Raw genomic sequence first — 14139 nt, forward strand, 5'->3', positions numbered from 1 at the left:
GTTCACTCCCCTGCTCAGCGCGGTGATGGCCGGGGTCCCGACGTCGGTCGCGGGGCTGAGCGGCGGGCTCTTCTCGACCGTGCAGCAGGCCTCCCTGGCGCTGGGGGTCGCCCTCTACGGCGGCGCCTACACCGGGATTCTGCCGGAGCTGTCGTACCCGGGCGCCTTCGGGACGTGCCTCGCCGTGCAGGCGGTGACGTCGGTCGCCTTCGGGCTGATGGCGCGGCGGCTCGGAGCTCCGGGGGGCGGAGACCGAGCCCGGAGACCGGAGGCTCGTGAAACCGTCGTCGGCGAAGCCGCGTCCAAGCCACGGAGATCCCCCGACGACCTGGAGGCCCCGTGTCCTACCACCCTTCCGCGTCCGGTGGCGGAGAGAGGAGCGCGGGCGGCGCGCTGACCGCCGCCATTCTCATGACGCTGTGCTGCAACCAGATCTGCGGCATCATCGCGATCGTCTTCTCGGTCGTCGCGATGGGCAAGGACGACTGGGCCGAGCGCGACCGGTTCATCGGCCACGCCTGGACCACGATGACGATCGGCCTGGTGATCAGCCTGGTGTTCCTGGTCATCTACTTCCTCGCCTTCGCCGGCGGTTGACCCACGGCGCGGGGCCGTCCTCCCCCTCCCGGGAGGACGGCCCCGCGTGCTCTGTGCGGCCCCGGTCAGACCGCGGGCTCCTCCGCCCGCTCCGGGGTCACGAGTAGCTTGTCCGTGGCGTCGTCGACGTCCACCGCGACCGTGTCCCCCTCGGCCAGCTCGCCCGACAGCAGCTCCCGAGCCAGCGGGTCGCCGATCGAGGACTGCACCAGGCGGCGCAGCGGGCGAGCACCGTAGTTCGGGTCGTAGCCGGTCAGCGCGAGCCATTCGCGGGCCCTCGGCGTCACGTCCAGCTCCAGGCGCCGGTCCGCCAACCGCCTCCGCAGCTTGTCCACCTGGAGGTCGACGATCCTCGCCAGGTCCTCCGTGGACAGAGCGTCGAACATGATCACGTCGTCCAGCCGGTTGAGGAACTCCGGCTTGAAGGTCGACCGCACCACGTTCATCACGCGTTCCCGCCGCTGCTCCTCGTCCAGCGACTGGTCGACCAGGAACTGCGACCCCAGGTTGGAGGTGAGGATGAGGATGGTGTTGCGGAAGTCGACGTGGCGGCCCTGGCCGTCCGTCAGACGACCGTCGTCCAGCACCTGGAGCAGCGTGTCGAACACCTCCAGGTGCGCCTTCTCCACCTCGTCCAGCAGCACCACGGTGTACGGTCGGCGCCGCACCGCCTCGGTGAGCTGGCCGCCCTCCTCGTACCCGACGTAGCCGGGGGGTGCTCCGACCAGGCGCGACACGGAGTGCTTCTCCGAGTACTCACTCATGTCGACGCGCACGATCGCGCGCTCGTCGTCGAACAGGAACTCCGCCAGCGCCTTGGCCAGCTCGGTCTTGCCGACACCGGTCGGTCCCAGGAACAGGAACGAACCCGTGGGCCGGTCCGGGTCGGAGATCCCGGCCCGGGCACGCCGCACCGCGTCCGACACCGCGGTCACGGCGTCCTTCTGGCCGATCAGCCGTGCCCCGAGCTCCTCCTCCATGCGCAGCAGCTTGGAGGTCTCCCCCTCCATGAGCCGCCCCACCGGGATGCCGGTCCACGAGGAGACGACGTCCGCGACCTCGTCGGCGCCGACCTCGTCCTTGACCATCGTGTCGCCGCCGGAGCTGGCCGCCTCCTCCTCGGCGTTGGAGGCCTCCTCGATCTGCTTCTCCAGCTGCGGGATGTCCCCGTACATCAGCCGGGACGCCTGGGCGAAGTCGCCCTCGCGCTCGGCCAGCTCGGCGCGGGTGCGCAGGTCGTCCAGTTGCCCCTTCAGCTCACCGACCCGGTTGAGCCCCGCCTTCTCCTGCTCCCAGCGGGCGACGAGCGCGTTGAGCTGCTCCTGCCGGTCGGCCAGGTCGGCGCGCAGCCGGTCCAGGCGCTGGATGCTGGCCTGGTCCGACTCCTTGGAGAGCGCCATCTCCTCCATCTTCAGCCGGTCGACGGTGCGCTGGAGCTCGTCGATCTCCACCGGGCTGGAGTCGATCTCCATCCGCAGCCGGGAGGCCGCCTCGTCGATGAGGTCGATCGCCTTGTCCGGCAGGAAGCGCGCGGTGATGTACCGGTCGGACAGGGTCGCGGCGGCCACCAGGGCGGCGTCGGCGATCTGCACCTTGTGGTGCGCCTCGTAGCGGCCCTTGAGCCCGCGCAGGATCGCGATGGTGTCGGCGGCCGACGGCTCACCCACCATGACCTGCTGGAACCGCCGTTCCAGGGCGGGGGCCCTCTCGATCTTCTCCCGGTACTCGTCCAACGTCGTGGCGCCGACCATGCGCAGCTCTCCGCGCGCCAGCATGGGCTTGAGCATGTTGCCCGCGTCCATGGCGCCCTCGGCCGCACCGGCGCCGACCATGGTGTGCAGCTCGTCGATGAACGTGATGATCTGGCCCTCGGACTCCTTGATCTCCGAGAGCACCGCCTTGAGCCGCTCCTCGAACTCGCCGCGGTACTTGGCGCCCGCCACCATCGCGGACAGGTCCAGGCTCACCAGCCGCTTGCCCACGAGCGACTGGGGCACGTCACCGGCCACGATCCGTTGGGCCAGCCCCTCCACGACGGCGGTCTTGCCGACACCCGGCTCACCGATGAGCACCGGGTTGTTCTTGGTCCGGCGGCTGAGTACCTGGATGACCCGCCGGATCTCGCCGTCGCGGCCGATCACCGGGTCCACCTTGCCCTCGCGGGCCCGCTCGGTCAGGTCGACACCGAACTTCTCCAGTGCCTGGTAGGTGTCCTCGGGGTTCTCCGACGTGACCTTCGCCGACCCGCGCACCCGCTCGAACGCCTCCAGGAGCGCCTCCGGGGTGGCGCCGACCTCGCCCAGCAGCCGCTTGGCCTCACCGCCGTCCGTCGCCAGCCCCACGAGGAGGTGCTCGGTGGAGACGTACTCGTCCTCCAACTGCTGGGCGCGCTTGGCCGCCGTGTTGATGGACACGATCAGCTGGCGCGAGGAGTTCGGTGAGCTGACCGTCGACCCGGCCGCCTTCGGCAGGGCGTTGATCGCCGCCTCGACCCGGTCCTTGAGCGTGTCGGGGTTGGCCCCCACCTCCTTGAGCAGCGGGCGGGTCACCCCCTCCGCCTGGTCCAGCAGCGCGGCCAGAAGGTGGAGCGGGTCCACCTCCGGACTACCGTCCGCGGTCGCGCGCCGGACGGCCACCGACAGGGCCTCCTGGCTCTTCTTCGTGAGCTTGTAGTTCATCTCCGGTGACTCCTTTCACCAATTCTGTCACCCTGGGTGACATTCCATGGCCGACCGTGCCCCCGTGCAGTCGTACCGGAGCCCCGTCAGTCCCGTTCGTCGTCGCGGCCCGCTCTCGGGCCGCCCTGCCCGGAACCGGTGTTCCGGGTGTTGTCGTCCTCCGGCCGCTCGGCCGTGTTGAAGATCGTCACGCGCGTGCGGCGCACCAGCTCCCCGCGCGCGCCCCCGCCCTCCGCGGGGGTGGGGCGGCCGCGCCGGGCCACTGCCCTCCGCGCCGCCTCCAGCTCGTTGGCCAGGTGGAACACCTGCTCCCGCAGCTGCTCCACCTCGTGCTCCAACTCCAGGATCCGCTTGATCCCGGCGAGGTTGATGCCCTCCTCCTGCGACAGACGCTGCACCTCGCGCAGCAGCTGCACGTCGCGCATGGAGTAGCGACGCCCCCGGCCGGAGGCCCGGCCCGGCGACACGATCCCCAGCCGGTCGTACTGCCGCAGGGTCTGCGGATGCATTCCGGCCAGCTCCGCCGCCACCGAGATCACATAGACCGGAGCGTCAGCGCCGAAGGAGTCGTTCACGTCGTTCACGCACCCTTCGCCCGCGCCTCGAGTCCCTCGCGCGGGTCGTGGTCGGTCGTCGCGGCCCGGAACTTCTCCAGCGCCTCGCGGGCGTCGCCGCTGACGTTCGTCGGAACGGTGACCTCGATCGTCACGAGCATGTCGCCCGTGGTGCCGTCCTTGCGCTTGGCCCCCTTGCCGCGGACCCGCAGCGTGCGCCCGTTCGGGGTGCCCGGCGGGACCTTCACGGTCACCGGGAAGCCGCCCAACGTCGGGACGCGCACGTCCGCGCCGAGTACGGCCTCGGGGAAGGTCACCGGCACGGTGATGGTGATGTTGTCGCCGCTCCGACCGAACACCGCGTGCTCCTTCACGTGGACGACGACGTACAGGTCGCCCGCCGGGCCGCCGTGCTCGCCCGGGGCGCCCTTGCCCTTGATGCGGATCCGCTGGCCGTCGGTCACGCCGCCGGGGATCCGGGTCTGGATGGTGCGGGTGCTCCTGCCGCGCCCGCTGCCGTGGCAGTCGGTGCAGGGATCGTCCACGACCAGGCCGCGGCCCTTGCACTCACCGCACGGCTCGGACAGCGAGAAGCCGCCCAGGTTGGTGTTCTCGTGTCCGGTGCCGGAGCACTTCGGGCACATCCGGGGGGCCGTGCCCGCCTTGGCGCCGGTGCCCTTGCAGGTGGGACACGGGGTGTCGCTGGCCAGGCGGAAGGAGCGCGTGACCCCGTCGGCCGCCTCGCGAAAGCTCAGCGTGGTCTCGGTCTCGATGTCGGAGCCGCGCCTGCTGCGGGCGGCCCCGGCGCCTCGGCCCCGGCCCCCGAACAGGCCCCCGAACAGGTCGCTCAGCCGTTCGCCGCCGGACGCTCCACCGCCCCCGGGGCCCTGGCCGAACAGGTCTCCCATGTCGAACCCGCCGGGTCCGGTGCCCCCGCCGCCGGGTCGGTAGGACCCGCCGAACAGCGAGCGCGCCTCGTCGTACTCCTTGCGGCGCTTGTCGTCCGACAGGACGTTGTAGGCCTCGGAGATCTCCTTGAAGCGCCCCTCGGCCTTGGGGTCGTCGGTGTTCGCGTCAGGGTGGTTCTCCCGGGCGAGCTTGCGGTAGGACTGCTTGATCTCGTCCTTCGAGGCGGTCTTTGAGACTCCGAGGACCTTGTAGTAGTCCTTCTCCAGGTAGTCCTTGGTGCTCATCGACTGGTGCCTTCTCCCGCTGGTGCCGGTTGCGTCCGATGCTTACACGTGCCCCGGTTCCGCGCGGAACCGGGGCCGGGGCGCGGTTCGCGGACACGTGCTCGAACCACGTCCGCGGAACACGCCCCGGCCTCTCCGGTCGTACCCACCGCCGGGGCGGCGGGCACGGCCGGAGTCGACCACGGGCGAACCCGTTACTTGCCGTCCGTCTCCTCGCCCCCGCCGGAGGAGGCGTCGGCCTCGTCTCCGGCGGAACCGGTGTCCTCGTCGGACCCGGCGGCCTCGGCACCCTCGACGGGGTCGCCGACGACCACGCGGGCCGGGCGGAGGATCCTCTCACCGATGCGGTACCCCGGTTGGAACACCTCGATCACCGTCTGGACGGAGACGTTCGGTGCCGGGACCAGGGTGAGCGCCTCGTGCAGGTTCGGGTCGAACTCGTCGCCCGACTCGGCGTACCGCTCCAGGCCCAGCTTGGCCGCCACGGCCTCCAGGGACTCACCGACCGCCTTGAACCCCCCGGTGAGCTCGTCGTGCTCGCGGGCACGGCCGACGTCGTCCAGGATCGGCAGGAGTTCGCCGACGACCTGGGCGGTGGCGACCTCGCGGACGGCCACGCGGTCGCGCTCGACGCGCTTGCGGTAGTTGGCGTACTCCGCCTGCACCCGCTTGATGTCGTTGGTGAGCTCGACGACCCGCTCGTCCGCGTTGATCGCCTCGGTCACCACGGTCTCCGGGGTGTCCGGGACCTCGATGGTCTCCTCGGCACCGGCGTCCGCCTCGTCGGCCTCCGCGGCCTTGGGGTCGCGGACCTCGCCCGTCTCCGGGTCGATCCGGCGGTTGTCTCGGATCACCGGTCCCTGGTGCTCCTCACCCTCGCCGGAGCCGCTGGTCTTGTCCGACTGCGCCATCTGGGACGCGCCCTCCTTCCTCGACTCGTCACTCGGTCCCGGATCAGGACTGGGTGCCCTTGCCGTTGTCCTCGTCGACGATCTCGGCGTCCACGACGTCGGCGTCGTCGGCGGTGTCCGAGGCGGTCTGCTCGGCGCCGGCCGCGGCGCCCTCCTGGCCCTGGCTGTAGATGGCGGAGCCGATCTTCTGGCTGGCCAGCGCGACCTTCTCGCTCGCGGTGCGGATCGCCTCGACGTCCGTGCCCTCCAGAGCGGTCTTCAGCTCGGCGACGGCCGACTCGGTCTCGGAGCGCACGTCCGCCGGGATCTTGTCCTCGTTGTCCTTGATGACCTTCTCGGTCTGGTAGACGAGGGACTCGGCGTTGTTGCGGACCTCGGCCTCCTCGCGGCGCTTGCGGTCCTCCTCGGCGTACTGCTCGGCCTCGCGGACCATCTTGTCGATGTCGTCCTTGGACATGGCCGAACCGCCGGAGATGGTGACCGACTGCTCCTTGCCGGTGCCCAGGTCCTTCGCGGTGACGCTGACGATGCCGTTGGCGTCGATGTCGAAGGCGACCTCGATCTGCGGGACGCCGCGCGGCGCCGGGGGCAGACCGGTCAGGTCGAAGACACCCAGCTTCTTGTTGTACTGGGCGATGTCGCGCTCGCCCTGGTAGACCTGGATCTGCACGGACGGCTGGTTGTCGTCGGCCGTCGTGAAGATCTCCGAGCGCTTGGTCGGGATGGTCGTGTTGCGCTCGATGAGCTTGGTGAACACGCCGCCCTTGGTCTCGATGCCCAGCGACAGCGGGGTGACGTCCAGCAGCAGGACGTCCTTGACCTCACCCTTGAGCACGCCGGCCTGGAGCGCGGCGCCGACCGCCACGACCTCGTCCGGGTTGACGCCCTTGTTGGGCTCCTTGCCGCCGGTCATCTCCTTGACCAGCTCCGCGATGGCGGGCATACGGGTGGAGCCGCCGACCAGGACCACGTGGTCGATGCCGCTGAGCTGGATCCCGGCGTCCTTCATGACCTGCTGGAACGGCGTCTTGGTCCGCTCGACCAGGTCGGCGGTCAGGCGCTGGAACTCGGCGCGGGTGAGCTTCTCGTCCAGGTGCAGCGGGCCCTCGGCCGAGGCCGTGATGTAGGGCAGGTTGATGACCGACTCGCTGGAGCTGGAGAGCTCGATCTTGGCCTTCTCCGCGGCCTCGCGCAGGCGCTGGAGGGCCATCTTGTCCTTGGACAGGTCCACGCCGTTGGCGTTCTTGAACCGCTCGACCAGCCAGTCGACGATCGCCTGGTCCCAGTCGTCACCGCCGAGGTGGTTGTCGCCGTTGGTCGCCTTGACCTCCACGACGCCGTCGCCGACCTCCAGGAGGGAGACGTCGAAGGTGCCGCCACCGAGGTCGTAGACGAGGATCGTGGCCTCGTCCTCCTTCTCCAGGTGGTAGGCGAGCGCGGCCGAGGTCGGCTCGTTGATGATGCGCAGGACGTTCAGACCCGCGATCGTGCCGGCCTCCTTGGTGGCCTGGCGCTGGGCGTCACTGAAGTAGGCGGGCACGGTGATGACCGCGTCGGTGACGTCCTCACCGAGGTAGGCCTCGGCGTCGCGCTTGAGCTTCTGGAGGATGAAGGCGCTGATCTGCTGCGGGTTGAAGGTCTTGTCGTCGATCTTCACCGACCAGTCGGTGCCGATGTGGCGCTTGACCGAGCGGATGGTGCGGTCGACGTTGGTGACCGCCTGGCGCTTGGCCACCTCACCGACGAGCACCTCACCGTTCTTGGCGAAGGCGACGACGGAGGGAGTGGTGCGGGAGCCCTCGGCGTTGGCGATGACCGTGGGTTCGCCGCCCTCCAGGACCGCGACGCACGAGTTCGTCGTACCGAGGTCGATTCCGACCGCACGAGCCATGGTTGCTACCTCCGTCAAGGTTGAGTCGTTCAGGCGTAAGTTTGCTTCGTCGAGTGATCGCTGTCAAATCAGTTGAGTCAACCCGACTCAAGTTAGTTCCTACGCAGAGACAACGGCCGGCCCAGGCGTGGTGTTCCCGTTGGGAGCGACTTCAGGGGGGAAATGGCGCAAACCCGGGGCAACTCGGGGAGAACCTTGACTCCGGGCCAGGGGAACCCCTGGGGCGAGGTCGGTGGTGGGGCGGAGGAGGGCGGCCGGAGGTCGGACAGGTGTTATTACCGGTGCCCCGCTGTGCCCCCGGGTGTCCGATGTCGGCTACACATAATGTGTGGATCGTGGATTATGTGGCCGGTGCCATGACCGGCGCACTCCTGTGATTCCCCGGTGTCATCGTCCGCGGGCGCTGGCGCGCCGGGATCGGATCCCGTAGTCCGACCCCGGACCCGGGTGGTGGCGCGGGTGTCGTCGACGGTTCCCCGTGGCGGGGGGCGGGTCGATGGCGTCCCAGCGATTACTCGCTAGTAACATATGTCTTGACCGCCGGTGTGTGGCGCACCGGACGACACAGCAGGATGGGAGGCCACGGGCGATGCTGTACCTGACATTGGGCATCATCACCTCGGTCTTCGCCGTGGTCGCGTTCACCGTGTTCGCTCTGGCCATCCGCCAGATCGTGCGAACCGTGGGCATCGGCCGTCCGGTGGAGCCGGAGCGCAAGGGGCCGTTCGGACAGCGGCTGACGATGACGCTGATCGAGATCGTCGGGCACACGAGGATGCTCAAGCGGCCGTGGGTCGGTGTGGCCCACTGGTTCGTGATGGTCTCCTTCCCCCTGCTGGTCTTCACCGTCATCGAGGCCCAGGGCGAGGTCTTCGACCCGCACTTCCACCTGCCGATCATCCATGACTGGACGATCTACGGCCTGGCCATCGAGATCATCGCGGGCGCCAGCCTCGTCGGCATCCTCGGCCTGACCGGCTACCGCCTGATCAGCAGCCCGAAGCGGATCGGCCGCCAGTCCCGCTTCATGCACTCCAAGCACTGGACGGCGTACTACGTCGAGGCCTACATCATCGGCCTGCTGCTGGCGATCTTCGCGATCCGCGGTCTCAAGGTCGCCTCGGAGGACTTCCCGTTCCCGGTCTGGGCCACCCCGATCTCCCACGCGGTGGGCGCCATCCTGCCCGGTGACGCCGCGGTCGCCGAACCCGCCATCGCCCTCGTGGCCGCGTTCAAGCTGATCATCAGCTACGCGTTCTTCGTCGTGCTGTCGGTCAACCTCACCATGGGTGTGGGCTGGCACCGCTTCCTCGCGCCGGTCAACATCTACTTCAAGCGCAAGGCCGACGGCGCGCCCTCGCACGGCGCCGCCAAGCAGATGATGGACAAGAGCGGCGTCAAGCCCCTCGACTTCGAGGAGGCCGACCCCGACGAGGACCCGTTCGGCGCGGGCAAGATCGAGGACTTCACCTGGAAGGGCCTGCTCGACTTCAGCAGCTGCACCGAGTGCGGTCGCTGCCAGTCCCAGTGCCCCGCCTGGAACACCGGTAAGCCGCTCTCTCCGAAGAAGGTCATCCTCGACCTCCAGCAGCACGCCTACGAGAAGGCCCCGTACCTGCTCAAGGGCATCACCGAGGAGACCCTCGCCGAGAAGCCCGACGAGAGCCACGCGGGCGTCGACGTCCTCGCCCTCCTCAACAAGCCGCTCGTCGGCACCGAGGAGGAGGGTGGCGTCATCCACCCCGACGAGCTGTGGTCCTGCACCAACTGCGGCGCCTGCGTCGAGCAGTGCCCGGTCGACATCGAGCACATCGACCACATCCTCGACATGCGCCGCTACCAGGTCATGGTCGAGTCGAACTTCCCGTCCGAGGCCAACACCCTCCTGAAGAACCTCGAGAACAAGGCCAACCCGTGGGGCATGGCCGAGGACCGGAGGATGGACTGGATCCAGGAGCTCGCCGAGCAGGAGAACCCGGTCGAGGTCGAGGTCGTCGACGACAAGCTGTCGCCGGACACCGAGTACCTGTTCTGGGTCGGCTGCGCGGGCGCCCTGGAGGACCGCGCGAAGAAGACCACCAAGGCCATCGCCGAGCTGCTGGACATCGCGGGCGTCAAGTTCGCCGTGCTCGGCGGCATGGAGGCGTGCACCGGTGACCCCGCGCGCCGCCTGGGCATGGAGTACGTCTTCCAGATGCTCGCCCAGCAGAACGTGGAGACGCTGAACGAGGCCGGCGTCACCAAGATCGTGGCCAGCTGCCCGCACTGCTTCAACACGCTCGCCAACGAGTACCCGCAGCTCGGCGGCACGTACGAGGTCGTCCACCACAGCCAGCTCCTGGCCAAGCTGGTGGACGAGGGCAAGCTGACCCCGGTGCGGAACGTGGACGAGAACATCACGTACCACGACCCCTGCTTCCTGGGCCGCCACAACAAGGTCTACACCCCGCCGCGCGACATCATGGCGAAGGTGCCCGGCGTCAAGACCCAGGAGATGCACCGCCACAAGGAGCGGGGCTTCTGCTGCGGCGCCGGCGGTGCCCGCATGTGGATGGAGGAGCGGATCGGCAAGCGCATCAACACCGAGCGGGTGGACGAGGCGCTGACCACCAACCCCGACACCGTCTCCACCGCGTGCCCGTTCTGCCAGGTGATGCTCGGCGACGCGATCAACGAGAAGAAGTCGCAGGGCGAGGCCAAGGAGTCGCTGGAGGTCGTGGACGTCTCCCAGCTCCTGCTGCGCTCGGTCAAGGGCGAGAGCCCGACCGAGGGCGAGAAGGAGCCCGCGCAGGCCTGATCTCCGTCCGACGGACCCGTCGCGGGGCCGGTGCCGACCTTTCCTGGTCGGGGCCGGCCCCGCGACGTGTACGGCGTCAGACCGACGCCTGCCCGCGCAACAGCGCACCGGGCCGCTCCGAAGGCGGTGCACGGCCCCACGGTCGGGGCGCCGAAACGTGACATACCCGCCGTGCCCGGCACCGGGCGGCATGACATTTGTCAGTGACCGTTCCGGGTGGTTCCGCACGGCGAGCCGGTGACAACGGCGTCTGTTCCGTGTGACGCGGTTTCGCGAGCATGGTGGACATGACGACGACAGCGCACTCCGCAGCCACCGACGCCCCCGCGCGGGCCACCACCGGCAGGCCCGCCGTGGTGGTCCGCGACCTTCGTCAGAAGTACGGCGACTTCGAGGCGGTCAGGGGCGTCTCCTTCGAGATCCGCCCCGGTGAGCTGTTCGCCCTCCTGGGCACCAACGGCGCCGGTAAGACCACCACCATCGAGACGCTGGAGGGCTTCCGCCGACCGACGTCCGGGACCGTCCGGGTCTTCGGCGAGAACCCCTACGGCCAGCCCGCCTCGATCCGCGAGCGGACCAACGCCGTCCTCCAGGGAAGCGGACTCCTGGAGGACCTGACCGTCCGGGAGACCGTCGACCTCGCCCGCGACCTCGCCGCCCGGCCGCGCGGCACCGAGGAGGTCCTGGAGATGGTGAACCTGACCGACAAGCGTGGGCTCGCGGTCCGCCAGCTGTCCGGCGGGCAGAAGCGCCGTCTGGACCTGGCGCTGGCCCTGGTGACCTCTCCCGAGGTGCTCTACCTCGACGAACCGACCACGGGCATGGACCCCGAGGCGCGGATCGACACCTGGCGGATCGTCTCCGAACTGAAGAAGGACGGCGTGGCGGTCCTCCTGACCACGCACTACCTGGAGGAGGCCGAGCGGCTCGCCGACCGCCTGGCGATCATGCACCGCGGCGAGGTGCGCGTCGAGGGCACCCTGGCGGGCGTGCTGGAGGGCTGGGGCGACCGCGTGGCGTTCGCCGTGCCGGAGGACGTACGCACCGCCGACCTGCCCGAGCTGGAGGGTGCCGAACTGAGCGTGGAGACCCGGGACCAGGCCCTGTGGGCCACGTACACGGCCCGGAGCGGCGACGCGTCGGAGCGGGCCCACCGCGCGGTCGGGGCCCTCCTGGCCTGGGCGGGAGAGCACGGGACGGTCCTGCGCCATCTCCAGGTCCGCGGCGCCTCCCTGGAGGACGTCTTCCTCAGCGTCGCCGACGGCGCCGCCGACCTGCTCTGACCCCGTCTTCTCCCCTCCGTCCCGCACAGCCCGGCGCCGCCCCGGCGCGTTCCACCCGAGGAGCAACCATGAGCCCCACCACCGCACCGGCACCGACCACCCGACCCTCCCTCGGCTGGTTCCGGCGGACCCTGCGGCTGACCCGCGCAGAGTTCACCCTCTTCGTCCGGTACAAGACGGCGTGGCTGTTCCTGGCGATGCCGCTCGTGTTCCTGTTCGTCACCCTCCAGATGCCGGACGACGAGGTCCTGGACGGCGTCGGCTACGCGGAGCTGTCCGTGGCCGGGGTGTTGGGCACCATCGGCGTCCTCGTCGGCATCGGTCACGCGTCGAACGTCTTCACCGCCCGCCGTGAGTCGCTCGTGTTGAAGCGGCTGCGGGTGAGCGGGGTGCCCCCGCTGGTGATCTTCGGCGCGACGACCGCGATCATCGTGTTCTTCTCCCTGGTCGTCGCCGCCGTCATGGTGGGCCTGATCGCCGTGCTGCTCGGCGAGCTGCCCCGCGACCCGCTGATGCTGGCGCTGGCCGTGGTGCTGAGCGCGGTGTCGATGACCATGGTCGGACTGCTCCTCACCCCGTTCGTGCGCAACGCCGAGGGCGCCCAGATGGTGTCGGTCCTGCCGATGATGGTCCTCCTGCTCATGGGCGGAGTGTTCTTCCCGCTGGACCTGCTGCCCGACACCGTGCGGCAGGTGGTCGAGCTGCTTCCGGTGGCTCCGGCGGCCCAGCTCGCGCAGGCGGCCTACACCGGCTACGACGTGTTCGGCGGGTACCAGGGCGCCGGGACGCCGGGCTACCTCGGACTGTGGGCGGCGGCACTGCCCTCGCTGCTGGTGCTGCTGGCCTGGACGCTGGCTCTGGCGTTGGCCGTGGAGCGTCGCTTCCGCTGGGACCCCCGCCAGCCGTGAGGCCGCCCCGCGCGCAAGGGGCGCGGTGGAGGAACCGTTCCGCCGCGCCCTTCCGCGTGTGGACGGGGCGGGCGCAGGGCCGATACTCGTAGGGGCCCGGAGTGCGTCGGGCCGGTGCGGACGGGAGGGGCCGGGTGGACGGGGACGTGACGGGAACCGGCGGCGCCGAGGGGCGCTACGCGGGCCGGATGCGGATCGCGCGGATCGGCATCATGTCGACGATGATGTTCGGCGTCGTCTCGATCCTCGGTTGGCCGGTGGTCGACCTCCTGGCGTCCACCGACCTGGAGGGGGCGCCGCCCTGGTCGCCGGTGTGGCCCGTGGTCACCGTCGTGCCGACCGCCGTCACGCTCGGCGTCATCGTCTGGCGCCGGGTCAACGAGCGGCGGAACGCGGAGCCCCGGCTCTTCTGGAGCTCCCTCGCGCTGGCGGTGCTGACGTACGCGCTGACGGCCACCCCGGTCTTCGGTCTCGTCGGTCTCGCCAGTTGGTGGGGGATGGCGGTCCTCGCGGTTCCGCGCCGGCGCGCGGTGTGGGTCAGCGCGGTCCTGCTGGTCCTGCCCTGGGCGCACCTCCTCCTGTTGGGGCCCGACCTCCACCCGGGGCTGTTCGCGGTGTTCTGGCTCGTGGAGATCGTGCAGGCCCTCGTGGTGGCGGGTGCGAGCCTCACCTCGATCTGGCTGTGGGACGTCACCAACGAGGCGGTGGAGGGCCAGCGGGCGCGGGCCCGGTTGGCGGTGACGGAGGAGCGGTTGCGGTTCTCGCGGGACATGCACGACCTGCTGGGCCACAGCCTCTCCGCGCTCGCGGTCAAGTCCGAGCTCGCGGGGCGTCTGCTGGAGCCCGCGCCCGCGCGGGCCGCCGCCGAGATGGCGGAGGTGCACGCGTTGGCGCGGCGGGCGCTCCAGCAGGTGCGGTCGGCGGTCAGCGGCTACCGCGAGGTGAGTCTGGCGGAGGAGGTGAGGTCCGTGACCGCGCTGATCGGCGCGAACCGGACCGAGGTCACGGTCACGGGACTGGACGGACTGTCCCTGCCCTCGCGGACGCAGACGCTGGCCGCCTGGGTGGTGCGCGAGGCCGGGACCAACGTGGTGCGGCACGGTGACGCGGCCCGGTGCGAGATCGGGTTCACCCTGACCGGGGACGTCGTCTCGGGGACGGAGGCGCTCGTGGTGGAGGTGGCCAACGACGGGGCACGCGGCGAGCCGGGGACGGGTGCGACGTTCGGCAACGGCCTGTCGGGGCTGTCCGAACGGGTCGCGGCGGGCGGCGGCTCGCTGTCGGCGGCGCGGACGGGCGACGGCGGCTTCCTGCTGCGCGCGGTCCT

The 14139-nt window shown here is 70.3% G+C and carries 10 protein-coding genes and 1 pseudogene; 6 read left to right on the plus strand and 5 right to left on the minus strand.

Translation table 11 applies throughout. The features are described 5' to 3' along the window. A pseudogene (locus tag D471_RS40475) lies at window positions 1-397 on the plus strand (hypothetical protein); the annotation flags it as partial. Window positions 398-411: 14 nt separating this feature from the next. Next, window positions 412-597 (plus strand): CD225/dispanin family protein, encoded by a 186-nt coding sequence (locus D471_RS0125900; RefSeq protein WP_017601308.1) that lies wholly within the window; start codon window positions 412-414, stop codon window positions 595-597. Window positions 598-662: 65 nt separating this feature from the next. On the opposite strand, the gene clpB is transcribed toward D471_RS0125900, so the two are convergent. The 5 genes from clpB to dnaK all read right to left on the minus strand — a co-directional run bounded on the left by clpB (window position 663) and on the right by dnaK (window position 7824). Next, window positions 663-3275: an ATP-dependent chaperone ClpB gene (gene clpB, locus D471_RS0125905; RefSeq protein ID WP_017601309.1), complete on the minus strand. Its 2613-nt coding sequence runs from the start codon at window positions 3273-3275 to the stop codon at window positions 663-665. Window positions 3276-3361: 86 nt separating this feature from the next. Then, window positions 3362-3859 carry a heat shock protein transcriptional repressor HspR gene (locus tag D471_RS0125910; RefSeq protein ID WP_017601310.1) on the minus strand — a complete coding sequence of 166 codons (498 nt, stop codon included), beginning with the start codon at window positions 3857-3859 and terminating at the stop codon, window positions 3362-3364. After that, complete coding sequence (gene dnaJ, locus D471_RS0125915; protein WP_017601311.1) at window positions 3856-5022, minus strand: molecular chaperone DnaJ; 1167 nt, start codon at window positions 5020-5022, stop codon at window positions 3856-3858. Before dnaJ ends, D471_RS0125910 begins: the two co-directional genes overlap by 4 nt. 194 nt (window positions 5023-5216) lie before the next feature. Further along, complete coding sequence (gene grpE / locus D471_RS0125920) at window positions 5217-5933, minus strand: nucleotide exchange factor GrpE (protein WP_017601312.1); 717 nt, start codon at window positions 5931-5933, stop codon at window positions 5217-5219. 43 nt (window positions 5934-5976) lie between these two features. Then, window positions 5977-7824, minus strand: a complete 1848-nt coding sequence (dnaK, locus tag D471_RS0125925; RefSeq protein ID WP_017601313.1) for a molecular chaperone DnaK — start codon at window positions 7822-7824, stop codon at window positions 5977-5979. Between the two features lie 589 nt (window positions 7825-8413). On the opposite strand from dnaK, the gene D471_RS0125930 reads away from it, so the two are divergent. The 4 genes from D471_RS0125930 to D471_RS36245 form a co-directional block, all read left to right on the plus strand. Continuing rightward, the gene (locus D471_RS0125930; protein WP_017601314.1) at window positions 8414-10621 is read left to right on the plus strand and encodes a (Fe-S)-binding protein; all 2208 of its coding nucleotides are present in this window, start codon (window positions 8414-8416) and stop codon (window positions 10619-10621) included. Window positions 10622-10908: 287 nt separating this feature from the next. Beyond that, on the plus strand, window positions 10909-11904 hold the full coding sequence (locus D471_RS0125935; RefSeq protein ID WP_026128084.1) for an ABC transporter ATP-binding protein: 996 nt from the start codon (window positions 10909-10911) through the stop codon (window positions 11902-11904). A gap of 68 nt (window positions 11905-11972) precedes the next feature. Further along, window positions 11973-12812: an ABC transporter permease gene (locus tag D471_RS0125940; protein ID WP_017601316.1), complete on the plus strand. Its 840-nt coding sequence runs from the start codon at window positions 11973-11975 to the stop codon at window positions 12810-12812. A 146-nt stretch (window positions 12813-12958) separates the two neighbouring features. After that, window positions 12959-14139: sensor histidine kinase (locus D471_RS36245; protein WP_241479719.1), on the plus strand; the 1181-nt coding region annotated here is incomplete at its 3' end.

The organism is Nocardiopsis lucentensis DSM 44048 (genome assembly GCF_000341125.1).
GTDB lineage: Bacteria > Actinomycetota > Actinomycetes > Streptosporangiales > Streptosporangiaceae > Nocardiopsis > Nocardiopsis lucentensis.

What these genes read in the sequence shown, in the direction of transcription:
- clpB (WP_017601309.1), bottom strand. Translation starts at nt 3,275, where the DNA reads ATGAACTACAAGCTCACGAAGAAGAGCCAGGAGGCCCTGTCGGTGGCC.
- dnaJ (WP_017601311.1), bottom strand. Translation starts at nt 5,022, where the DNA reads ATGAGCACCAAGGACTACCTGGAGAAGGACTACTACAAGGTCCTCGGA.
- grpE (WP_017601312.1), bottom strand. Translation starts at nt 5,933, where the DNA reads ATGGCGCAGTCGGACAAGACCAGCGGCTCCGGCGAGGGTGAGGAGCAC.
- dnaK (WP_017601313.1), bottom strand. Translation starts at nt 7,824, where the DNA reads ATGGCTCGTGCGGTCGGAATCGACCTCGGTACGACGAACTCGTGCGTC.
- D471_RS0125930 (WP_017601314.1), top strand. Translation starts at nt 8,414, where the DNA reads ATGCTGTACCTGACATTGGGCATCATCACCTCGGTCTTCGCCGTGGTC.
- D471_RS0125935 (WP_026128084.1), top strand. Translation starts at nt 10,909, where the DNA reads ATGACGACGACAGCGCACTCCGCAGCCACCGACGCCCCCGCGCGGGCC.
- D471_RS0125940 (WP_017601316.1), top strand. Translation starts at nt 11,973, where the DNA reads ATGAGCCCCACCACCGCACCGGCACCGACCACCCGACCCTCCCTCGGC.
- D471_RS0125900 (WP_017601308.1), top strand. Translation starts at nt 412, where the DNA reads ATGACGCTGTGCTGCAACCAGATCTGCGGCATCATCGCGATCGTCTTC.